The sequence below is a fragment of the Lysobacter sp. S4-A87 genome, assembly GCF_022637455.1.
In the GTDB taxonomy this organism is placed as follows: Bacteria; Pseudomonadota; Gammaproteobacteria; order Xanthomonadales; family Xanthomonadaceae; genus Lysobacter_J.
This window is the reverse complement of record NZ_CP093341.1, coordinates 377,038-400,622: the sequence shown is the minus strand read 5'-3', so window position 1 is coordinate 400,622 and position 23,585 is coordinate 377,038. Positions and strand designations below refer to the sequence as shown.

The window sequence follows — 23,585 nt, the reverse complement described above, 5'->3', positions numbered from 1 at the left end:
TTGCCGGCGTGGGCGCTGGCAGAAGCGCGACGCAGGCATCGACGCGGACCTGCGTGTCGGAGTCTTCACCCATGAGGACGAGCGCAGATGAAGCGGACCCACCTCACGACTCTCGCCGCAACCTCGGCGCTCCTGGCTGCCATTCCCCTGCCCTCGCATGCGCAGGACGACGGTGAATGGGAATGGATGGTAGCCCCCTACCTGTGGGCGGCCAGCGTCGGCACGGACCTGACCACGCGGTTCCCGGTGAGCACCGGGGGCACACGGTTTCCGGACCTGATCGACGACATCGACGGCGCGTTCCAGGCGCATCTGGAAGTGCAGAACGATTCGTTCGGCATGTTCGCCGACTTCACCTACATCGGGCTGGGCGACAACAAGGACTTCGAGCGGCTCAGCACCGACTCGCAACTGGACTCCTATCTGTTCGAAGCGGCGGCGGTATGGAGCCCCGGCGAGGGCCGGCTCAAGGGCATCGAGCTGTTCGGTGGGCTGCGCTACATCGACGTGGACCTGAGCGTCGCCTTCCAGCCGCATGACGTGCAGCTGGGGCCGCTCGTGCTCAACCCCAACGATTCATACAGCGACCTGATGCTCGGTGCCCGCTATACGTGGGCGTTCGCGGAGCGCTGGCGGCTGACCCTGCGAGGAGATGGGTCGTTCGGTGACACCGACGGTACATGGAACGCCAGCATCGTCGGGCAGTACCACGTGAAGTACGGCCAGTGGCTGCTCGGCTACCGGTACCTGTCGGTCGAGGTCGAGGACGAGCGCCGCAAGATCGACCTCACCATGAGCGGACCGATGGTCGGCTTCGGCTTCGTTTTCTGAAATCGCGCTTCGCCGGCCAGGGCGTGCCGACGGCTTCGCTCCTGGCCAACCTCGGCGCGACACACGCCGCGCGGCGTGCCGTCAGGCCGGGACTTTCGGCCTGCCAGCCGCCCAGACCTCGGGCGAGGCCTTGCAGTACCGGTCGATGAACTCCTGCTGCGATGGCATGCGCGCGACGGCCTCGTCGATGGGTCTGCGGATCCCCGGCAACAGCCTGCGCATGTCGTCGTCGGACAGCCCGCTCGACAGCGGATGATGCTGCCCGGGCACGATGCCCTGCCCCAGCATCACGTGCGTCCAGGAATCCACCCGGAAAAGCTCGTTCGCACCCTGCCAGGCGTGCGCGCGCTCGCGCCAGGCGCGCAGGCGGATCGCCAGCGAGTCGGGAATCTCCATCTCGCGGCACTGCTTCCACATCGCTTCGTCGCGCTGGTTGGCGTGGTAGTGGAGGATGATGAAGTCGCGCACATGCTCCATCTCGGCACGACCGGTCGCGTTGTACAGGTCCACCAGCGACTGCGGGATGCCCTCCAGCGGGAACGATTCGATCAGGCGCACGATCGACGTCATCGACAGGTGCAGGCTGGTCGATTCCAGCGGCTCGATGAAGCCGCTGGCCAGGCCCAGCGACACCACGTTCTTGTTCCACGCCTTCAATCGTCGACCCGTGCGGAACTGCACCGGCCATGGCTCGCGGATCACCGGTGCAGCCGCGTCGCGCAGCAGCTTGTCGCGGGCTTCGTCGTCGGACATGTGGCGACTGGAATACACCAGGCCGCAACCCACCCGGTGCTGCAGCGCGATGTGCCAGCGCCAGCCAGCCTCGTGGGCGATGGCCCGCGTGTAGGGCACCGGCGCCCCCACCGATTCGGTCTGCAGCGCGACTGCGCGGTCGCAGGGCAACCAGTTGTTCCAGTCCTCGTAACCGGTCTTGAGCGTCTGCTCGATCAGCAGGCCGCGGAAGCCGGTGCAGTCGATGAACAGATCGCCTTCGATCACCTGCCCGTCTTCCAGCACCAGCGATTCGACGTAACCCGATTCGCCGTCCTGCCTGACCTCGCGGATCTTGCCTTCGACCCGCTTGAGCCCGTAGCTCTCGGCCTTGCCGCGCAGGAAGCGCGCATACAGACCCGCATCGAGGTGGTAGGAGTAGTTGACCTGCGGCGACTCCAGCAGCGCGAAGCGGTCACCGCGCGAGGCCACGGTTTCCAGGCAGTAGTCGCCCAGCTCCGATGTCATGCCACGGCGCAGGCTGTCGAGCCAGAAGTGATGGAAGCCGCAGACCAGCGTGCTCTGCCCGGTGATGCCGAACGGGTGGATGTAACGCTCGCCATGGCGACGCCAGTTCTCGAACGAGATCGACAACTTGAACGTGCCGGCGACCGAGCGCAGGAACTCCTGCTCGTCGATCTGCAGGAAGCGATGGAAGTTGCGGATCGGCGGCACGGTCGATTCGCCGACGCCGACCGTGCCGATCTGCTCGGATTCGATCAGGACCACCTCCAGCTGCTCGCGGAACTGGTGCGTCAGCGCGGTCGCTGCGAGCCAGCCTGCGGTACCGCCGCCTGCGATCACCACCTTGCGAATCCTGCCCTTCTGCATTTCTATCCCCTGCTCTGCAATGGACGCCGGCGTTGCCGGCTCAACGATTGAGCTTGCCGATCAGCATCGCGCGCAGCTGCCGCGCGAGGTTTTCATCAACCGGTCCGAGCACCTGGCGGGCCGCTTCAGGCAGATGCTCGCCGGCACGATCGGCCGGACCGAAGACGTAATAGTCGAAGATGTCGCGCCACGCCTGCTTCTCGCGCTCGGGTCGGTCGCGCAGCGTCCACAGGGCGTGGTACAGCGCGTGCATCGGCGTGGGCACGTAGGCCGCCGCACTGCTCCACCAGTAGTTGACGAGCACGTTGAACGGCTCCAGACCCTGCACGTGGTGCCACCACAGGCTCGGGATGAAGATCGCATCGCCTGGTTCGAGGACCGCGCTCTGTCCAGCGGCGAGCGCGTCACGGAAGCGCGGATAGCGCTCGAAATCCGGGGCGGCAAAGTCGACCACGCTGACCGCCTGGCCACCTGGCGTCGGTTCCAGCGGCCCCGGATACAGGTTGGAGATCTGCCCGGGCGGGAACAGCGTGAAGCGTCGGCGACCGACCGCGCAGCAGGCGATGTTGTTGAGGGCGTCGTAGTGGCACGAGGCCGTGACGCGGTTGCCGATCCAGATGCTCGGCGCAGCCTGGATGCCATGCGCGGCCAGGCCCAGGTCGTTGTCGTCGCGCATGCCGGGCAGGCGCGAATCGATCAGCAATGACGCGACGTAATAGGTCGGAGGGCGCGGATCGTCCGCGTGCGCGGCAATCTCGTCGAGCACCTGTCCCAGATCGCTGCGCCGCACTTCGCAGTTCAAGTCGGTGAAACCGGCGTTGTAGAACGGCCTGCCGGCCACTTCGGGACCGCCCCAGGAATAGGTCACCGGCTGGCCGTTGTAGTAACCGCGCAGGTAATCCATTGCATCGTGCATCGAGCGCGACGCCGCCTGCACCAGTCCCCACTCTCCCGCCAGTCCGCGCAGTACCGCCGGTTGCCCGGATGCGAGCAGTTCGTCGATCGGCAGCGAACCGGGCCCCGCGCAGTCGATCACGCGGATCCGCGCAGCCACGTCGACTGCTTCGCCCATCACCCGATCTCCGCCGCCAGTCGCAGGCGGCGCTGCTTCTCGGCCATCAGCCGGCGCAGGTTGTGCAGCGATGACAGCACCAGGTATGCGCCCTCCAGGTAGCCTGCGCTATGCAGCCCGTGCAGCGATTGCGCGTCGAGCGCGGCCAGGCGTTCGCGGTCGATCCCATGCAGCCCGGCCAGGCTGACGCGATGCTGCTCGTCCAGTTGCAGGTCCAGCTTCATCGGCTGGATCAGGCCCAGTGCGTCGAAGGCGGCAAACATCGCCGCGCCCGCTTCCACGCCGTCGCGGATACCGCGCAGGACCGCGGAAATGTGCTCCAGGTATGGGCTGTTGCCACCGTGCGAGAGGAACACCGGTTCACCCTCGGCGAAACTGACCCGGGGGTTGTCGAGGTCGACGTGGACCACCGGTTCGCGGCGCAGTTCGCCCTCGATGCGCTGTTCCTGGAAGCCGATCAGGAACGGCCCCTTGGCGACCGCTCCGGGCAGGTAGCTGGCGTTCCAGCGGCCGTCGTGCAGGAACAGGTTCTCGTTGCGCTCGAAACCCAGCAGCGCCACCGCCTGCCACTGCCCACTTTCGCCGTCCTTGCGGAAGAAGATCGGGTACTCGCGCTGCAACTCGGCGAATTCCGTCGGGAAGGCCACCACCATGCCGATGTCGTCGCCGAACTCGCGGCCGAAACGGGTGACGACCCGCAGGTCCTTGTGCTTGATGTTGTTGAGCAGTTCGTATTGGGACATGGCCGGTACGAGGACGGGTTCGGATGATGTTATGCGCTTGCCGGGCGAATAAGGAAAGGCCCCGGTTCCGGTCCTGCCCACAGCGTCCCGGGGGCGCCCCGGTGGTAAAAAAAAAACGGGCAGGACAGCTGCTCTCGCAGCGGCCCTGCCCTGGTTCAAAGCCCTGGGAGGGTCCTCAGAACTTGTAGCGCACCCCCAGCATGTAGCGGGCGCTCTGGTCCACGAGCTTGATGATCTGCTTGTCGGAGCGGCCGTGCCAGCGCACGTCCTCACCGGTCAGGTTGATCGCCTCGAAGCTGGCGGACCAGTGGTCGGTGAACTCGTAGCCGATGTTCATGTCCCACTGATCGTATTCCTCGACGTAGTACGGGTTGCGGTTGGAACCGTTCTGGTTCGCCGCGATCAGGTACTCGTCACGCCAGTTCCAGGCCAGGCGGACCGACCAGCCGTACTTCTCGTACATGAGCATCACGTTGGCCGTGTCGCTCAGGCCCAGCAGGGCGAACTGGTCGCGTTCGATCACCGTGTTGTCGAAGGCGACGTCGCCGTCGACCAGGGTGTAGTTCGCGTACACGCCGAAGCCGGTCTCGCCGAAGAAGTACTGGCCACCCATTTCCCAACCGTGCAGGTTGGCGTCGTTCTGGTTGACCGGACGGTTGACGTCGAACTCATACAGCGGATCGTCGGCCTCGCCCACCAGGTCGTAGTTGTTCTCCATCGCCAGCGATTGCGCCGAGCTGCCGTCGTAGGCCGCCAGACCACCGGTTTCAGGATTGCGCAGCATTGCCAGTGCGGCGAACAGTGCGGTGTCGTTGGCCGAGCAGGCCTGGTCGACGTCGTTGCCGGCGGTGGTCACCTGGGCACTGCACGTCGGGCTGAGCAGGAAGTCCAGCGCGGCCTGTGCATCGGGTCCGGAGGTCGGATCGGTCAGCCCGTACAGCGGCTCACGCACCACCGAGGTGCCGATGAAGTTCTTCACGTCCTTGTTCCAGAACGTCACCGAGACGAAGCTGGCGTCGGCGAAGTACCACTCCACCGCAAGGTCGAGGTTGTCCGATTCCAGCGGATCCAGCGCGGGGTTCTGCGCCTCGCCGTTGGCGCGGGTGGACGGGTTGATCAGGATCGAACCGGTCGGCTGGTTCGGCGTCGGGCCCGAGTAGAGGTTGCCGTAAGGCGCGCGTGCGATGGTCTTGCTGAACGATGCGCGTGCCTTGATCTCATCGGTGAGATCAAGTGCGAAGTCCAGGTTCGGCAGGACGAAATCGTAGCTGTGCGTCTCGCTGAAGGGCACCTGGTCGTCCGAGCGCAGGATGCGGAAGTCGTTGTTTGCCTGCCACTGGATGGCGCTGGGCAAGGCAACCTGCGAGGTCGAGGTCAGGTACGTCTTCTCGTAGCGCACGCCGATGCGGGTGTGGGTCGGGAAGCCACCCAGCGTGCCTTCCAGGTCGACCTGGCCGTACACGGCGTCGGTGTCTTCCTTGACGCGGTTGTCGGCGGCCAGCTGCGGGTTGAAGCGGGTAGCCGCGCCGTAGAAGTCGCCTGCCCACAAGGCACCGGCCGTGGCACTGCCCTGCCACGCACCGTGGGCTGCACCGGGAGCGCTGAAGTCGTCGAACATGCCGACGATGTCGATCGGACGGATCAGCTCTGCCAGGCCCGGCTCGTTGCCGGTGTTGGCCACGCCCCAGTCGCCCAGGGTCGAGTAGGCCTCGGTGGCCTGCTTGCGCGTCATCGTCGTTTCCGACGAGTCGAGACCGAACTGGAAGCGGCCGTCGTCGAACACGTACTCGCCGTCGATGCGGCCCTGCTTGATCTCGGTTTCCTGGCGCTGGTAGTTGATGCGCAGCACCTGCGAGCCGATCTGTCCGGTCGGGAAGTCCGGGTTCAGCGTTCCATTGGTGCCCGCGACGGCGTCCGCCGAGCTCGGGTACCACGTGCGCGCGCCGATCGGCAGGCCGCTGTTGAAGCTCAGTTCCTGCGCCCAGTTGCCACCGCAGTAAGGACCGACGGTGCAGTTGTTGGTGCCGGCGATGCTGAAGAACGTCGAGCCACCGCCGGTGACCGGATCGTTGGGCACGCTCTCGGAGGTGGTGTTGTGGGCGTCGAACGTCAGGCGGAAGCGATCGGTGACGTCCCAGGCGGCGTTGAAGCCCAGCGAATCGAGCTTGTACTCCTGCTCCTGGTGCTGCTGCTCGTAGCCGAAGTCCTTGGTGCCGACGATGTCGCGGATGTAGATGGGCGTGGCCACCGCCTGGCCGGTGTCGAACGTGAGGTCGGTGAAGCTGTTGGCGCGCTGCAGCCAGATGGTCTGCTCGCCGCGGTCTTCGATGATCTCGTTGGTCGAGTACGTGTAGTCCAGGGTAAACGTCAACGAATCGATGGGCGCGAACTGCAGTACCGCCTGACCGTTGATGCGCTCACGCTCGAAGTCCGCGAACGCATAGCGCAGATCGTTCGGCATGCCGTACAGCTGGCCGATCGCCGGCGCATTGGTCACCGTGGCGTCCGAACGCAGGGCCGGGTCGGTACCGGTCCAGCGCTGCATGTTCCAGGCGTTCTCGGTTGCCTGCACCGAACCGCCGTGGCGCTTCTGGTAGCTGCCCGAGATCCCGACGCCCCAGGTCTTGTCGTCGTTTGTGTAGCTGAAGATGCCGGACACTTCCGGCGTCAGGTCGGTGTCGAAAGGCTGCGATTCGTCGTAGACCGCCTTGGCGCCGGCAGTCGCGACGATGCCCTGGTGGTTGAACGGACGATCGGTCTCGATGTCGATGGTCGCGCCGATGCCGCCGCTGGGCACGCTGGCCTGGCCGGTCTTGAAGACCTGCAGCGTGCTGATCGCTTCCGACGCCAGCTGCGCGAAGTTGAACGCGCGCGTGCCGCCGTCCACACCGCCGATCGGCACCTGGCCAGGCGCACCGAATGCGTCCGCGCCCGGAATGGTGCGGCCGTTGAGGGTGACCATGTTGAATTGCGGGCCGAAGCCGCGCGCGGTGATCTGGGCGCCTTCGCCGTCGCGACGCTCGATCGAGATGCCGGTGATGCGCTGCAACGATTCGGCAAGATTGGTGTCAGGGAACTTGCCGAGGTCCTCGGCGCTGATCGCATCCACCACGCCGGCCGAATTGCGCCTGATCTCCATCGACTGATTGAGGCTGTTGCGCATGCCGGTCACCGTGACGGTGTCCAGCGTCGTCGCCTGGTCGGATGACGTTTGCGCGGTCGTGGCCTGTGCGGCAGTGGTCTGGGCGGTGGTGGCCTGCGCCGCCGTTGTCGGCACGGCCGTTGTCTGTGCAGTGGTGGTCTGGGCTGTCGTCGCCTGCGTCGTCGCTGCGGCGGCATCCTGCGCGTACGCGGGATTGATGACCAGCACGCCACCGACGAAGGTGAACATGGCCGTGGACTTGATCTGCTTCCTGAAGCGCTTGGACAGCTGGCTCATTGCAAGTTCCTCCCGGCAGAAGGAGAACCGTCCATTGCCGTACCCACGGCACGACGCCCGGCTGTCGCCTGCGCCAAGGACGCCCACAGAACGTGGCACCGATACCGACTCATAAGGCCTTACCCCCTCAACTTCGATCGATTGATGTATCGCCCCTTGGAGGGCGGCTGCAGGCGGCTGCCTGCTTGATCTCAATTACGAGCGTTCAACGGACCGCCCGTGCAGCAGTGCTTTGGCGTGGCTTTCGTGTTCGATTCAAGTTCGCGTGGGTCGGTGGTGGTGCGGTGGGCCTCCGGGACCCGCCAGTGGCGGGCAGAAGTGATAGCGCTATCATCTGGCCGCAGACTAAACATTAAGTTTCCATACATGTCACCGTGCAGTGCAGCAAAATCTGGCTGGTAATTCGCCACGCAGCGCCATAACGCACGCCCGTAGGACGTGGTAGCGATAGTTGCATTCGTAACTTCCCCCGGCGCTCGTTAATTTCTGGGAGCGCTATCAGCCGCGTACGTGCAGAGCCCGCCAAACAGGCCACGCCGACTGCATCGCCGACGCACTCAACATGATCCGGCAACGCCGCCTGCGTCGCGTAGCCGCGCTTGTCAGCTCGCCGCCGGCCCGCCCAGCAGCACGCCATACGACTGCAGGAACTCCACCGTGCCGTGGAATATCAGGCCCCCCCCCATCGCCGCCACGAAGAACCCGACGATCCTGGTGGCCGCATCCACGCCCTGCGGGCCGATCCTGCTGAGGATCTTCCTGGCGTAGATCAACGACACGTACGTGCACAGCACCGCCGCCACGATGGCCGCGGTGACAACGCCGAAGGAAACGACCAGGTGGTCGGACTTGCGGATCACCGAGGTCAAGCCGATGACGGTGGCGATCACGCCCGGGCCGAACATGATCGGCATCGCGAGCGGAATGAAGGACACGTCGCCGTTCTTGCCCGCACCGCCGGACACCATGCTGTTCTGGCTCGGCGAGAACAGATCGAACCCGATCCGCATCAGGATCACGCCGCCGACCACCCGCACCATGCTCAGTGGGACGCCGAACAACCGCAGCAGGACATTGCCGAACACCAGGAAGAACAGGCACAGCATCAGCACGTTGAAGCATGCCTTGCGCGCCGTCTTCCGCCGCTCTTCATCGCCCTTGCCATCCATCAGGCTGAGGAAGACCGGTATGGCCTCCAGCGGATTGATGATGGCCAGCAAGGTCGAGAACAGACTGAAGAACAGGGAGGCATCGGCCATCGGTGTCAGCGAACCTCGCTCCCGCACTTGGGCGAACCGATCTGGAGTCTTGTCGCGCATCGATAACGGTGACGTGAGGGATGCGGCCCGCGCGCAGGCCGTGGAACGTTCCGATGGCGGCGCGTAGTCACCACCTATCAAAGACTTACACGGTTATCCTCAGGCTTTGCCCGAAGCTGGCGCGGCTGCCGATTCCCACCCAACCGGTCCCGGGATACATTTCTTTCCACGCGGCGCCCGATCCACCGGCCATCACCTCGGACCGCCCGCGACAGGACCCAGCAACAGCAACCAGGACCGGCATCGGAGCGTTTTTTGACTGAGTACAGTTCGCCGGCACCGCCGCTGTTCGCTGTTGTTCCCGACGGTCTCTTCGGACCCCTCGCCTCCTCCAACCGGCTCCACTACTGGCAGCTGCTGTGCCAGCTGTTCGCCGAGTTCTTCGGTCCGGACGCGCCGATGCCGCCGAGCGTCGGCTTCCCGCGCCGCGAGATCACCTCGGCCATCGAGCGCTACCTGCTGACCGACGACCCGTGGGAAGACGACGGGCAAGCGCCTGACGCTCCGTTGGCCATGCGCGCGAATGCGATCCATGAGCGATTCCGCGCAGCCGGCTGGTTGCGCCAGGAGCGCGTTGGCGCCCGCGAGATGGTGTCGATGACCCACGCCGTGGCGCAGCTGCTCTCGGCGCTGATGGATTTCGCCGAGCGCGGGCCGGCCTTCTTCGGTGCCAAGGTCCGCTCGATCGAGCTGCAGCTGCAGCAGGTCGTGGCCGGCAACGCCGGTGGCGACAGCCTGGACGAGGCCGCAGAACAGTCGCGACAGCTGCTGTCGTACGTCTCGGCGATCAGCGTGCAGGTGCGTGACCTGATGCCGGAACTGATCAAGGCCGAGAGCACCGCGCAGTTCGCCCGCCAGCTGTTCGAACGCTACGTCGGCGAACTGTTCGTCGGCGACTACGCACAACTTCACAACGCCGACCATCCCCTCGCCCGCCGCACTTCGATCCTGAGCATGGTGCGCGACATCGAGCAGGGCGAGGTCCGCGGCCAGCTGGTTGCCTGGTACCAGGACCGCGCCACCGGCGGCGACCGCGACCGCGCGGAGCAGCGCCTGCAGCGCAGCCTGCGCCGGCTGTACGAGATCGATCGCATCGACGAGTACCTGGCGCGCCTGGACGATGACATCCGCCAGGCCAACCGACGCGCCCTGGCCTTCCTGGACTACCGCCTGCGCGCGCCGGACAAGCTCGACGTGCTGCTGCGCCGCGCCTGCCGGGGCGTACTGACGGCACCGCAGGACGCACTGCGCCTGCCTGTCGCGCCCGGGCCGCTGATGGACGAGCAGCGCCTGCGCGCGCCGCAGCAGCGGCAAAAACCCATTCCGCGCACCGCCAACACCAGCCGCGAGCCCACTCCCGAACAGCTGGCGCGACTGAACCTGCTGCGGCAGATGACGCGTGCGCGCCTGGTCAAGCCCGAGGATCTGCTGCGCTACGTCGATCGCCATCTCGGCGCGACCGACCGCGTCGACTCGGATGCCATGGAAATCGAAAGCATCGAGGATTTCCGTGCCTACCAGACCCTGATCACGCTCGCATTGCGCAGCCGCCGCGAGGGCGGCCTGCGTCGCGACGATCCGATCCACCGGATGCTGCGCGGCTTCCGCATCCAGCTGTGCGATGGCGAGCACACCGCCAACGACTTCCTGGAATCGCCCCGCTTCGTCCTGCATCGCACGAGGAACGCCGCATGAAACGCTCCTGGCCCACGCTGAGCCAACTCTCCGGCGGCATGTACACCGCGCAGGACTTCGAACGGGCGGCCTACCGCCTAGTCACCGAACAGGTGCTCTACAGCGCCGACCGCACGTCGCGCAACGCCTACCACCTGGTCGAAACCTATCTGGCCGACTTCGCTGCCGCGCTGGAACCACTGGGTATCCGCCTGGAGCGCAATGCGCACTTCCGTTACGTCACCGCCCTGCCCACCCACGGTGAAGGCACCGCGGTGAGCCTGGACGAAACGCTGCTGATCCTGGTGCTGCGCCAACGCTACGACGAGGCGATGCGCCAGGGCCAGGTTGAGGACCAAGGCGATGTGCTGGTCGAACTGCCAGAGCTGCAGGACGCCTACCAGACGCTGACCGGCCGCGAACTGCCCGAGACCGGCGCCCTGCGCAGCCAGTTGCGGGCGCTCAAGCGCTGGTCGGTGTGCCGCACCACCGACAGTGAGCTGGGTGACCCGCAACCGTTCCGCATCCTCGTGCGACCGGCGATCGTGGAGATCGTCGGCGCGCATTGGCTGCAACGCCTGGACCAGCACAACCAGGACGACGATGTCGACGGCAGCATCAACGACAGCGACAGCGCCAGCGACTACAGCGCCAGCGACGAGACCATGGAGCCAGACGATGTATCAGCTTAAGCACGCCCACCTCGTCCAGTTCTTCCTGTTCCAGGCGCAGACGCTGGAGCTGGACCTGAGCACGGCGATCATCGCGCCCAACGGCGCAGGCAAGAGCGCACTGCTCGATGCCCTGCAGATCGTCATGCTCGGCGGCGACCGCAACCAGATCCGCTTCAACGCCCAGGCCGGCGGCAGCCATCGCGCCCGCACGATCCGCGATTACTGCCTGGGCGTGTACCGCTCCGGCGATGACGGCCGCGATCGCGAAACGGCGACGACCTACCTGAGCCTGGTGTTCCAGGACCAGGAGAGCGGCGAAACGCTGACCGCGGGTATCGCCCTGGCGGCATCGGCGGCCGAACCCGACCATCGCGTCAACGGCCTGTACCTGCTGCCGCGCGTGGCGTTGTCGCTGGACGACCATCTGGAGACGGTCAAGGGCGAGCAGCTGCCGCAGGAATGGGCGCGCTTCCGCGAGCTGATCGCACAACGTTGCAAGCAGGCCGGCAGCAAGGCCGAGCTGCACAGCAGCAGCGACCGCTTCGTCAAGGACCTGCTGTTCCGGCTGCGACCGGGCCCGACCGCGCAGCTCGATGCCGTGGCCTACCGCAAGGCCTTCCAGAACGCCCTCAACCTGCAACGCGTCAGCGACGTCGATCTGTTCGTGCGCACGCTGGTGGCCGAAGAGCGCCCCACCGAGATCGGCAAGTTCCGTGCACTGCTCGATGGTTTCCGGCTGATCAAGGAGAAGATCGAGCAGGTGGCGCGAAGGATCGACGAGGCCGAACTGGTCGAGCAGCAGTACAGGAAGGTCGCCCACCAGGCCACGCGGGCCGCCTCGTACCGGGCACTGGGCGCCGAGTATCAGCGTGATCTCCATTCCGAGCTGGTCGACTCCGGCGAGGATGCACTGGCCGCCTCGCAGGACGCGTTGCGCGGCAAGCGCCTCGCTCTGGCGCAGGCACGCAGCGACCGCGAGAACGCGCGCCTGGCGGCGGACGAAGCCAGCAAGCGGCTGCAGGGCACGCGCGGGTATCACGAGCAGGCCTCGTTCGAACAACTGGCCGCGCCTTACCAGGAAGAACTCGCGCGCCTGAAGAAGGAGCTCATGCGCAGCGCCGGCTTCGTCCGCGACCAGTTACAGGCGGCCGGAAAGCTCGGCTTGCCCGGCGTCGATGCGCATCTGCTCACCGCCGCCCTGGCTCCGTGGCAGTCGCTGTATGACCAGCTGGCTGCGCTGGTGGCCGATGCCGACATCCTGGTATCGCCGGAAGCGCTGCACGACGAACTGCGCCAGGCGACGGCGCACGCTGCGCCGATCATCGCCGCCGTCAGCGCCTACGAACGCGAGCGCCACAACGCGCTGGACCAGGCCCGCCAGGGCGCGCTGACTGCTCGCCAGAACCTTGCCCGCCTCAACGCCGGCCAATCGGAACTGCGCCCGGACGTGGCCCGGCTGATGAGCTACCTCGCCGATGCCGGCGTCGAAGCGCGGCCGGTCTGCGACCTGGTCCAGGTAGCCGATCCGGCCTGGCAGCGGGCGATCGAAGGCTATCTGCGCACCCATGTCGAAGCGCTGCTGATCGCACCCGAGCACGAGGAGCAGGCAGTGCGCCTGTACCGCTCCCTGCAGGGCGCGCGCTCGGTCTACGGGGTCAAGCTGGCGCTGTGCAGCCACGCGCGCCAGTCCCGCGGCGATGCCACGCCCGCGGCCGGCCAGGTGTCCGCGCTGCTCGCCGGCGACAATAGCGACGCGCTGGCCTACCTGCGCCGGCAACTGAGTGACCTGCGTTGCGTCGCCACCGAAGCCGAAGTCGTGCGCAGCCGCCACGGCCTGAGCCAGGACGGCCTGGTCGCCAAGGGCGGCGGCGTCGAACGGCTGCGCCTGCCTGCTGCCAGCGAACTGAAGATCGGTGCGTCCAGCAGCCGCGAGCGGCAGAAGCTGCTGCGCGAGGAGCTCGACGTCGCCGAACGGCGCATCGGCGAACTCGAGGCGCAGTGGCGTCCCGTGCATGCCAGCGCGACGGGCCTGGCCCGGATCGGCAGTGCCGAGGACATGGCTCGCGACGCACATGAGCTGCTGCTCAAGCACCGCCAGGCGGCCGCGCGCTACCGTGCCCTCAAGGACAACCAGGACGCCGCCAGCGACCCGGACCTGATCCGCCTGAGCGAGCAGGCGCAGCAATCCGATCGCCGTCGCCAGGAACTGGAAGCGCTGGTCGAACGACTGGTCGGTGAAGAGGCCGTCGCCACGGGCAAGTGCGCCGAAGCCGAATCCGCCCTGCAGGCGCTGCGCGAACAGAGCGACGTGATCGCCCGGCGCGCCAGCGAAGCGTTCAGCCACGCCGATGTCGACGCCAACCTGGTCGAACACCAGCGCGAAGAACTCGACGAGAAGATCGCCGACCTGCCCGGCCGCGTGCAACGCTGCCAGGCCCGCGCCGATGAAAGCGACCGCATCCTCAACGGCCTGCTGCCGGAGGCCTGGCGCGGCCTGGCCCAGTACGGCAAGGACCATGCCCTGGTGCTCGACATGGAGCCCGGCCAGTGGCGACAGGCCAATGCGCTGCTGCACAAGGAAATCGACCACCTCAAGGGCACCGAACTGGTGCAGCACCAGGCCGCCGCCGACGAGGCCTACACCACCGCCGTGGAGACGTTCCGTTCGAACGTGGCCTCGGCGCTGTACGACAACTTCACCCGCCTGCGGCACCAGATCAACACGCTCAACCGGACGCTGCAGCGCAGCCCGGCGTTCTCCAACAACGAGCGTTACCAGTTCAAGTACGACGTCGCGCCGGAGTTCCGCGAGCTGCACCGCTTCATCAACAAGGCGGCCGATGTCGGCCAGACCGACACACTGTTCGGCAGTGCCGGCGAAGTTCCGGCGGCGTTCCGCGACATCATCGACGACAAAGTCGGCAGCAAGGGAGCGACCTCGCCCTCCCCGCTCGACGACTACCGCCGGTTCTTCAGCTTCGAGGTGGTCATCAAGCAGGAGGAGACCGTCATCGGCACGCTCAGCGAGCGCATGCGCTCGGGCTCCGGCGGCGAGCACCGCGCGCCGCTCTACGTCATCGCCGGTGCCGCGCTGGCGGCCGCCTATGGCAAGGCCGAGGGGCAGCACGGTGGCCTGGGCGTCATCATGCTCGACGAGTTCGGCGACAAGATCGATGCGCAGAACGCACGCGCCACCACCAACTACCTGCGCTCGCTCGGCCTGCAGCTGATCGTGGCGGCGCCCGACACCGCGCAGGGCACGCTCAGCGGCGTGCTCGACAGTTACATCGAACTGTTCCGCGACGGATCGCTGTTGCAGCTCGAACGGGTGGTGGTGCGCGATGCCGGCCGCGCCCTGCTGGAGAGCGATCAGTTCCAATTGCACCCGCAGTTGCTGGATGCGGAGATCCAGCGCGTCACGCTGGTACCCGTCACGCCGGAGAAGGAGCCTGCATAGCGGACCTGGCGAATGCCTCCGCTATTTGCCGATTCTGAACAAGGCCGCGGCCAAGGTTTGCAAAAGCCACACACGTCTTACGAGGAAATGTCTTATCCTTTCGGTCGCTCCCCCAAGCCATCCGAGGCGAACATGCGCATCGTCTTGGCCGACGACCATCCGATCATTCGCAACGGTGTGCGCACCTTGCTGGAGCGATCACAAGCTGAAAGTGGTCGCCGAGGCCGCCACCGCGGATGACCTGCACCGCGTTCTCGATGCGGTGCCGTGTGACCTGATCATCACCGACTTCAACATGCCCGGTGGCCGCATGTCCGATGGCCTGAGCCTGCTCGGAATGCTCCATCGCAAGTGGCCGGCGTTGCCGGTCATCGTGCTGACCATCGTCAGCAATCCGGGCGTACTCCGCTCGATCATGACGACGGGCGCACGCGGGCTGGTGAACAAGTCCGAGGCGCTGAGTGAGCTGCCGCAGGCGGTGGAAGCCGTCGCACAGGGGCGCAACTATGTCGGTGCGGCCATGGAGCAGGCCCTGCAGGCCTCCGAGGCAATGGACGAAAAGGTCAGCCTGTCCATTCGCGAAGCCGAAGTGTTCCGCCTCTTTTCGTCCGGCTTGACCGTGTCGCAGATCGCCCGGCAGCTCAACCGCAGCGTCAAGACCGTGAGCCGGCAGAAGGTCGATGCCATGGCCAAGCTCGGCATCGGCAATGACATCGACCTGTATACCTACGCACGCGAGCACGGGTTGCTCTAGGCATCCGCGAACCCATCGACGCTCCAGCTACGTGGAGTTCAGCCAGCCGTTAGGCCGACGTGACAAAGCCGGATCGAATCACCGGTTCATGTCGCTGCGTTTGCCGTGACCACACCTTCCGTTGACGGTCACGCAACGAACGCGCGAGCAGGCTGGATGCACACCAAGCCACGCTAGGAGTGCACCCATGAAAGTAGGCCAGATCATGACCACCGACGTGTTCCTGACCGACCCGGCCAAGAGCATCCGCGAAGCCGCCGAAACGATGAAGCGCATGGACATCGGCAGCCTGCCCGTGGGCGATGGCGACAGGATCATCGGCATCGTCACCGACCGCGACATCACCGTTCGCGCGGTCGCCAATGGCCTCGGCGCCGAAACCCTGGTACGTGAAGTGATGAGCGAGGCGATCCACTACTGCTACGACGATGACGACGTCGACGACGTCGCCCGCAACATGGCCGACCTGCAGGTCCGGCGGCTTCCCGTCATCAACCGCCAGCGCCAGCTGGTCGGGTTCGTGTCCCTCGCCGACTTCGCCTACAGCGGCGATGAGGAATCTTCGGAAGAGTTGCTCAAGGGTGTTGCCAAGCCGCATTGAGGAGTCTGACGACGTTCGACGATGCATGCGGCGGCCGAAGCCGCCGCATGCACCCACCCCACAACTGCACCCACCCCACAACTTCGGCAAACCTCCTGCTAGGCCGCGTTGCCCAGGCCGCAAAGCTCCGGCTGCCGTCCCGCGGCGCCGCCCGACTGCTGTTCCGCCAGCCGCGTCCATGAAGCACGGGCGACCGGAAGCGCCTCGTACCAGTCCAGGCGCGATTCGCCGCGCACGCGCAGGTAGCTCTTCTCGAGCTCCTCCAGGCAATCATCGAAGGACTGGCCGCGCAGGTACGCGCTCAGACCCAACTTGACTGCGGGCAGGTAGTCATCGCTTCGGAAGACGACAACGTACTGGCGGTAGTGGCGCATCCATGAAGCGATCTCGCGCTCGATGTCCACGACTTCGACAACGTTGGAACGTGTCCCATAGAACAGATTGGTGTTCATCCTGACTCCTGTTTCGGGCTGCTTTCATCCCGGCGTGGAGAGTCCACGAGGCCGGTATGAGGCAGTACGCAACTACCGTGCCATCGAAACAGCGCCGCAGGCGAGGCCTGGGAACCGAATGGTTCACTCCCCGTTGTGATCGACGGAACATGTTTCCGTCACGCGGAAATAGTTTCCTGACTGCGCCCCGGCGCCCCCTTCAATGCGCGTTCACCGCGAACGGCATAGTCTCCGGACGACCGTATGCCGGAGCACCTCCATGCCCGCATCACTGCTGATCGTCGATGATGACCGCGATTTCACCGAGGCTGCTTCCGACTTCGCCCGGCTGCGGGGTTTCCGCCCCTACGTTGCGCATTCACTGGAGCAATCGCGTCAGTTCGCGCATCTTCCGCCACTGGACCTCCTCCTGCTTGACCTGGAGCTTCCGGATGGCAGCGGGCTGGAGTTGCTCGACGATCCAGCCATGCCCGAGCATGGCCAGGCCATCATCGTCACCGGCCAGCCTTCGGTGGAAACTGCGATCCAGGCAGTGTCCAGGCCGGTGGTCGACTACCTGCTCAAGCCGCTGTGCCCGGTTCAGTTCGATGCGCTGCTGAAGCAGGCCGCAGCGGCACGCGCCAGCCTGTCGGCCGAGCATCTCCGCCATGGAATGATCGGACGGTGCGAGGCGATGTGCCGCGTCCACGACGCGATCGACCGCGTCGCGCCTTCGGATGCGTCGGTGCTGATCTCTGGCGCCAGTGGCACCGGCAAGGAGCTGGTGGCAAGGGCCATCCACGATGCCAGCGGCCGTAGCGGACCATTCGTCGCGGTCAATGCCGGAGCCGTCGCGCCGGAGCTGCTGGCAAGCCATCTGTTCGGTCACGAGCGTGGCAGTTTCACCGGCGCCAATCATCGCCATGCCGGCTATTTCGAGCAGGCGAACGGCGGCACGCTGCTGCTGGACGAGATCACCGAAATGCCGCTGGCGTTGCAGGTATACCTGCTGCGCGTGCTCGAGACTGGTGCCGTCACCCGCGTCGGCGGCACCGAAGCCATTGCCACCGACGTACGCGTGGTGGCTGCCACCAATCGCGATCCGCACCTGGCAGTCGAGGCACGAACCCTGCGCGAAGACCTCTTCTATCGCCTCGCCGACTACCAGATCGCCATGCCGGAGCTGCGCGAGCGTGGCCACGACATCGTGCTCCTCGCGCAGCACTTCCTCGACCGCCTCAATGCCCGCCATGGCACCAGCCGACGCTTTGCCGATGGCAGCGACCGCATCCTGATGCGCCATGCCTGGCCGGGTAACGTTCGCGAGCTCCACAGCACGATCCACCGTTGCTACTTGTCCAGCGACGGGCCGCTGGTGCGCGTACGACCGCTCGGGCACCGGCCGCGCCCGGTCCCGATGGGCGGCGGCGCGGTCGGATTCAACATCGGCATGAGCTACGCCGAGGTCGAACAGGAGATGTTGCTGCGGACCCTCGCGCACTTCGACAATGACCGTGCACGGACGGCGCTCGCGCTGGGTGTCAGTGTCCGCACCGTGCAGAACCAGCTTGCGCGCCTGCGCCGCAGCGAGAGTCTTCCGACGTGAACGACGTTCCGCTCAGCGAGGACACCCGCCGCTGGCGCCACAGCCTGCGCAATGAACTGAACGTCATCACGATGGCCACTGCCACTGCGGCAAGCCTGATCGAGCACGGAGAGGGCCTGGACCGGGTCCGCCAGCACCTGGCCCGGGCCGAAGCCGCCTGCCGGCGTTGTGCCGATCTGGTCCGGGACTGGCCGGACGACGGCTGAGCATGCCTGCCCATATCGCCATTCTCGTGGGCGATGTCGTCGTCGCGCTGCTGCTGGGCGCGCTGTCGTCGCTTGCCTATGGCCTGCCCTCGCAACAGTTGCCGATGACGTTCGGCTACGCGGCCGTGCTGCTCGCCGCCGCCATCTTCGGGCGGCGATGCGGATTCCTCACGATCGCCGCAATCATCGGCGCCGTGGTCGTACGCGGACAAGCCGGTGCCGGTCCGATCGACTTTGCCGCCTTTGCCGCGATCGCCGGCATCCTCGCCTGGCTTGCCGCCGAAGTGCGCTCAAGCCGCAGGCCGGGCGACGTGCTCAAACGTTTCCAGGCGGACCGGGAACAACGCGCCCTGCTCGACCACCTCCCCAAGATGGTCTGGATCGCCGAGCCCGACGGCACAATGCGTTACCACAACCGGTACTGGTACGAGTACACCGGACTGAGCGGCGACGAAGGCTGGCAGGCCATCGTCCATCCCGAGGACATGGATGCGGGCACCGATGCGTGGCGCAATTCCATGGCGACCGCACAACCGCTGAACCTTGAAATGCGGTTCCGCCGCGCCGATGGCAGCTACCGCTGGCATCTGGTCAAGGGCGTTCCCATCATCGGTGCCGACGGCAAGGTGCATTGCTGGTATGGCGCCAGCACCGACATCGAGGACCAGAAGCGGGCGATGGAGACGCTGGCGCTCGCCAACCAGCGCATCAGCCGGTTCCTGGCCGTGCTCAGCCATGAGCTGCGCAATCCGCTCGCCGGCGTGACCACCGCCAGCGACCTGCTCCACCACCAGGGCACCGGCCCTGAGCAACGGAAGCAGGCTCTGGCCACGCTGCATCGTCAGAGCCAGCACCTGCGGCGGATGGTCGATGACCTGCTCGACATTTCGCGCGTCACCCAGGGCAAGGTCGAACTGCGCCGAAGCCTGGTCGAGATCGGCGAACTCCTCGACGAGGTCCACCGCGACAATCTGCCCGTCGCACAGCAGTACGGCGTCGTGCTGGTGCCGCCCGACCGCGAAGGGAAATGCCATGTCCGCGGCGATCATGCCCGCCTGCGCCAGGTGCTCGACAATCTCGTGTCAAACGCCATCAAGGCCTGCGAACCCGGGCAGCGCGTCTTCATGTCGGTGGTCGAGAGCGATGGCGAATCGACTATCACCGTCAGCGACGAAGGCCAGGGGCTCGACCAGGACTTCGTCGCCCGCATGTTCGACCCGTTCGTGCAATCGCCGGCCTGGCAGTCGCGCGGACTCGGGCTGGGGCTGAGCATTGTCAAGCACATCACCGAACTGCACGGGGGCCAGGTCAGCGTGCACAGCGATGGCCCGGCGCGTGGCGCATCCTTCACACTGAAGCTGCCGTGCGAATCGGTGACCGACGGCTGCGAGTGCGACGAAGGCCCCGTCCGGATCGCGCCCGCCATCCGCGCCCACGTACTGATCGTCGAAGATGAACTCGAGAACGCCGAGGCATTGCAGACGCTGCTTGAGCTCGAGGGGCACCGCGCCAGCATCGCGACCGATGCCGAAAGCGCACTGCGGCTGTCGCGCGAGGATCCGGTCGACATCGTCATGTGCGACCTGGAGCTCAAGGACGGAATGTCCGGCTACGACGTGGCACGGATGCTGCAGTCCTACGGCGAGGCGCCCTATCTCATCGCCTACAGCGGCTACGGCCAGCAAAGCGACCGTGACCGCACGCGATTGGCCGGGTTCCAGCAGCACCTGGTCAAGCCGGCGACGCTAACCGAGATCCTGGGCGCCATTGACGAAGGATTGCGGCAGGGCCCGGGCGCAATGGCATCGGGTCGAAGGCTGGTGTCCTAACGCCGCAAGCCATCATGGTCGACGCATGACGCTTCCCCCGATACGCCCCAATGCCTGTTAAGCCTGCTGCAACGCCACGTCGATGGATTCAACGCATTCATGGGACCACGCTGCGTTTACTTTGCACGGAGTAGATTTTCCGCAATGCGCATCGGCCAGATCGCCCCTCTTTACGAGGCCGTGCCGCCCCTGCTCTACGGCGGAACCGAGCGGGTGGTGGCACACCTCACCGATGCCCTCGTCGACGAGGGCCATGAAGTCACGTTGTTCGCTTCGGCCGACACCTGCACCCGTGCCAAGCTTGCAGCCATGCGCGACCAGGCCATTCGACTGGACCCGGCGCCCCTGAAGTCGGACCTGGCCGCGCACCTTTCGATGCTCCACGAAGTACGCAGGCGCGCCGACGAGTTCGACGTGCTGCACTTCCATGTCGACCTGCTGCACTACCCGTTCTTCGAACGCTGTGCGGACAAGACCGTGACCACGCTGCACGGTCGCCTCGACCTCAAGGACCTGGCGAACGCCCACGGCCGCTGGCCGCAGTTTCCGCTGGTGTCGATCTCCGACAGCCAACGCCACTCGATGGAGGACCTGAACTGGGTCGACACCATCCATCACGGATTGCCGGCGGGGCTGTATGACTACTCACCGCGTCCGCATGGCGGCTATCTCGCTTTCCTGGGCAGGATCTCGCCCGAGAAACGCGTCGATCGCGCGATCGCCATAGCCCTGGCGGCGGGCTTGCCGCTGCGCATCGCCGCAAAGATCGATGCCGTCGACCTGGCCTATTTCCACGCGCAGATCGAGCCACTCCTGGACTCACCTGGCATCGAGTACATCGGCGAGATCTCCGACGTCGACAAGAACCGGTTCCTGGGTAACGCGCTCGCCCTGCTCTTCCCGATCGACTGGCCCGAACCGTTCGGCCTGGTGATGATCGAAGCCATGGCCTGCGGGACGCCGGTGCTGGCCTGGAACTGCGGGTCGGTTCCGGAGGTCATCGAGCCGGGCCTGTCGGGATTCATCGTGGACTGCGAGCAGGACGCGATCGCGACCTTGCCCGCCCTGCTCGCACTGGATCGGCGCGCGATCCGCGACAGCTTCGAGCGCAAGTTCACCTCTGCAGTGATGGCCCGCGCATACGTCGAGGTCTACTGGCGCCTGCTGCGGGAGGCCGCACAGCATCGTCGCGCCGGCTGAGGGATGGGCATGGATCCTGCGGCCGCTGCTTCGCTCAACACCGGCTATGTCCTCAAGGAGGGCGAAACGTTCGTCGTCGCCAACCGCCAGGGCGACATCGAGGGCGGCGCCGACGGGCACTTCCACAATGACACGCGACTGCTTTCGCGCTTCCGGCTTCGCCTGGGCGATACCAGCCCGGTGCTGCTGAGCTCCTACGTCACGCGCGACAACGTCTTCTTCGTCGCGCACATGACGAACCGCCTGTTGCCGCCGCTTGGCGGCACGTCCACCGGCGAAGGCCTGGTCTATGTCAAGCGCGTGCGCTTCCTCCACGAGGACCGCATGTACGAGCGGATCAAGCTGCTCAACTACGGCAGCGCGCCGGCGCACGTCCCCCTGTGCTTCGAGGTCGCCGCCGATTTTTCCGACATGTTCGAGGTTCGCGGCAGCATGCGCCAGCGCCGCGGCGAGCTGTTGCCGGTGGAAGTGCTCGAGCATGGCCAGGTCTACCGTTATCGCGGCCTCGACGAGCAGCTGCGCACATCATGCGTGACCTTCTCCGATCTGCCGGACCACGTCGATGCCTCCGCGGCGAACTTCGTGGTCGTGCTCGCGCCGGGTGGGCGACGGGTCATGTTCGTCGAGGTGGGCAGCGAGCAGGCACCGGCGGACCGCAGCCGTTTCCGCGCTGCGGCCGCGCATGCCCGCAAGCGCATGCGCCTTCGCAACCGGCGCAGCGCCCGGGTGTGCAGCGAAGGTCCGCTGTTCAACGACTGGATGGAACGCTCGCGGGCCGACCTGACCATGCTGACCAGCGAGCTCGATACCGGGCCCTACCCGTACGCCGGCATTCCCTGGTTCTCCACGCCATTCGGCCGCGATGCGGTCATCACCGCGTTGCAGACGCTGTGGCTGGATCCGGAACTGGCGCGGGGCGTGCTGACGTTCCTCGCCCGGCACCAGGCGCAGGAAGAGTCGTCCTTCATGGATTCCTCGCCCGGCAAGATCATGCACGAGACACGCAAGGGCGAGATGTCGGCGCTGGGCGAGTTGCCTTTCGGTCGCTACTACGGCGGCGTCGACACCACGCCACTGTTTGTCGGCCTGGCCGGGGCCTATCTCGAACGTACCGGTGACCGCATCCTGATCGATGCGATCTGGCCGGCGCTGGAAGCTGCCACGGCGTGGATCGAGCGCGTGTGCGATGCCAATCCTGCCGGCTTCCTGGACTACGCGCGCGGCGAGGCGAGCGGCCTGTCCAACCAGGGCTGGAAGGACAGTTCCGATTCGGTGTTCCACGCCGATGGACGCTCGCCGCAGGGACCCATCGCACTGGTCGAGGTGCAGGGCTACGCCTTCGCCGCGCTACGGGCCATGGCAGGGATGGCACGCATGCGCGGCGACGACGCCAAGGCCGCCGCATGGTCGCAACGTGCGGAGCGGCTTCGTGCCGAAGTCGAACGACGTTTCTGGATGGCCGACCGCAACTTCTATGGCATTGCCATCGACGGCGCCGGTGAGTTGTGCGCGGTGCGCTCGAGCAACGCAGGGCACCTGCTCTACAGCGGCTTGCCTGGCAGCCAACGGGCCGCGCAGGTGAGCTCGCAACTGCTCGATTCACCGTTCTTCAGCGGTTGGGGCATCCGCACGCTGGCGCAGGACCAGGTCCACTACAACCCGATGTCGTACCACAACGGTTCGGTGTGGCCGCACGATTCGGCCATCTGTGCGGCCGGCATCGCCGCCTATGGCCCGCGCTCCAGCGCGGTGCGCGTGCTGCGCGGGGCCTTCGAGGCGGCCGTGCACTTCAACATGCGCCTGCCGGAGTTGTTCTGTGGTTTCCCGCGCTCGCACGGCAGCGCTCCAGTTGCCTACCCCGTGGCCTGCCTGCCGCAGGCCTGGGCCGCCGGCTCGGCGTTCATGCTGGTGCAGGCCTGCCTGGGAATCACCATCGACGGCACGCACGCGGAAATCCAGCTCGACCGCCCGCAGTTGCCGATCGGCATCGACGAGATCGTAGTGCGTCGCGTACCGATCGCCGGCACCCACGTCCACCTCGTCCTCAAGCGCCTGAACGAGCGCGTGGGCGTATTCGTCGAAGGTCCCGGCACCGACAGCGTGTCGGTGCGGATCAAGGGCTAGCCTGCCTGCAGGATGAAGCGCTG

The 23,585-nt window shown here is 66.2% G+C and carries 17 protein-coding genes; 11 read left to right on the top strand and 6 right to left on the bottom strand.

Annotated features, from left to right (window positions below):
- Positions 1-87 precede the first annotated feature (87 nt).
- Positions 88-831, top strand: a complete 744-nt coding sequence (locus MNR01_RS01800) for a hypothetical protein (RefSeq protein WP_241919281.1) — start codon at positions 88-90, stop codon at positions 829-831.
- 81 nt (positions 832-912) lie between these two features.
- Here MNR01_RS01800 and MNR01_RS01795 read toward each other — a convergent pair whose 3' ends face one another.
- From MNR01_RS01795 to MNR01_RS01775, 5 genes are all read right to left on the bottom strand, one after another.
- A complete protein-coding gene (locus MNR01_RS01795) occupies positions 913-2,433 on the bottom strand; it encodes a tryptophan halogenase family protein (RefSeq protein ID WP_241919280.1) in 1,521 nt (506 codons plus the stop codon).
- Positions 2,434-2,473: 40 nt separating this feature from the next.
- Entirely contained in the window at positions 2,474-3,505 is a 1,032-nt protein-coding gene (locus tag MNR01_RS01790) for a cupin-like domain-containing protein (protein WP_241919279.1), read from the bottom strand.
- Positions 3,505-4,248: a SapC family protein gene (locus MNR01_RS01785; protein ID WP_241919278.1), complete on the bottom strand. Its 744-nt coding sequence runs from the start codon at positions 4,246-4,248 to the stop codon at positions 3,505-3,507. Before MNR01_RS01785 ends, MNR01_RS01790 begins: the two co-directional genes overlap by 1 nt.
- Positions 4,249-4,423: 175 nt before the next feature.
- Positions 4,424-7,687, bottom strand: coding sequence for a TonB-dependent receptor (locus MNR01_RS01780; protein ID WP_241919277.1), 3,264 nt, complete (start codon positions 7,685-7,687; stop codon positions 4,424-4,426).
- A gap of 602 nt (positions 7,688-8,289) precedes the next feature.
- Positions 8,290-8,946, bottom strand: a complete 657-nt coding sequence (locus tag MNR01_RS01775; protein ID WP_241919276.1) for a MarC family protein — start codon at positions 8,944-8,946, stop codon at positions 8,290-8,292.
- A gap of 315 nt (positions 8,947-9,261) precedes the next feature.
- Here MNR01_RS01775 and MNR01_RS01770 point away from each other — a divergent pair, with 315 nt between their 5' ends.
- The 5 genes from MNR01_RS01770 (at position 9,262) to MNR01_RS01750 (ending at position 16,166) form a co-directional block, all read left to right on the top strand.
- Positions 9,262-10,701, top strand: a complete 1,440-nt coding sequence (locus tag MNR01_RS01770) for a Wadjet anti-phage system protein JetA family protein (protein ID WP_241919275.1) — start codon at positions 9,262-9,264, stop codon at positions 10,699-10,701.
- Positions 10,698-11,372, top strand: a complete 675-nt coding sequence (locus MNR01_RS01765; protein ID WP_241919274.1) for a DUF4194 domain-containing protein — start codon at positions 10,698-10,700, stop codon at positions 11,370-11,372. The genes MNR01_RS01770 and MNR01_RS01765 overlap by 4 nt, the downstream gene beginning before the upstream one ends.
- Entirely contained in the window at positions 11,359-14,811 is a 3,453-nt protein-coding gene (locus tag MNR01_RS01760; protein WP_241919273.1) for an SbcC/MukB-like Walker B domain-containing protein, read from the top strand. The genes MNR01_RS01765 and MNR01_RS01760 overlap by 14 nt, the downstream gene beginning before the upstream one ends.
- Before the next feature lie 175 nt (positions 14,812-14,986).
- On the top strand, positions 14,987-15,565 hold the full coding sequence (locus MNR01_RS01755) for a response regulator transcription factor (protein ID WP_241919272.1): 579 nt from the start codon (positions 14,987-14,989) through the stop codon (positions 15,563-15,565).
- Positions 15,566-15,752: 187 nt separating this feature from the next.
- The gene (locus MNR01_RS01750; RefSeq protein ID WP_241919271.1) at positions 15,753-16,166 is read left to right on the top strand and encodes a CBS domain-containing protein; all 414 of its coding nucleotides are present in this window, start codon (positions 15,753-15,755) and stop codon (positions 16,164-16,166) included.
- A gap of 98 nt (positions 16,167-16,264) precedes the next feature.
- On the opposite strand, the gene MNR01_RS01745 is transcribed toward MNR01_RS01750, so the two are convergent.
- On the bottom strand, positions 16,265-16,618 hold the full coding sequence (locus MNR01_RS01745; protein ID WP_241919270.1) for a hypothetical protein: 354 nt from the start codon (positions 16,616-16,618) through the stop codon (positions 16,265-16,267).
- A 259-nt stretch (positions 16,619-16,877) separates the two neighbouring features.
- Here MNR01_RS01745 and MNR01_RS01740 point away from each other — a divergent pair, with 259 nt between their 5' ends.
- The 5 genes from MNR01_RS01740 (at position 16,878) to MNR01_RS01720 (ending at position 23,562) form a co-directional block, all read left to right on the top strand.
- The gene (locus MNR01_RS01740; protein WP_241919269.1) at positions 16,878-18,203 is read left to right on the top strand and encodes a sigma-54 dependent transcriptional regulator; all 1,326 of its coding nucleotides are present in this window, start codon (positions 16,878-16,880) and stop codon (positions 18,201-18,203) included.
- Positions 18,200-18,409 (top strand): hypothetical protein, encoded by a 210-nt coding sequence (locus tag MNR01_RS01735; RefSeq protein WP_241919268.1) that lies wholly within the window; start codon positions 18,200-18,202, stop codon positions 18,407-18,409. Before MNR01_RS01740 ends, MNR01_RS01735 begins: the two co-directional genes overlap by 4 nt.
- 2 nt (positions 18,410-18,411) lie before the next feature.
- Positions 18,412-20,238 carry an ATP-binding protein gene (locus MNR01_RS01730; RefSeq protein WP_241919267.1) on the top strand — a complete coding sequence of 609 codons (1,827 nt, stop codon included), beginning with the start codon at positions 18,412-18,414 and terminating at the stop codon, positions 20,236-20,238.
- Between the two features lie 144 nt (positions 20,239-20,382).
- Positions 20,383-21,438: a glycosyltransferase family 4 protein gene (locus MNR01_RS01725; RefSeq protein WP_241919266.1), complete on the top strand. Its 1,056-nt coding sequence runs from the start codon at positions 20,383-20,385 to the stop codon at positions 21,436-21,438.
- A gap of 9 nt (positions 21,439-21,447) precedes the next feature.
- A complete protein-coding gene (locus tag MNR01_RS01720) occupies positions 21,448-23,562 on the top strand; it encodes an amylo-alpha-1,6-glucosidase (RefSeq protein WP_241919265.1) in 2,115 nt (704 codons plus the stop codon).
- Positions 23,563-23,585: the final 23 nt, after the last annotated feature.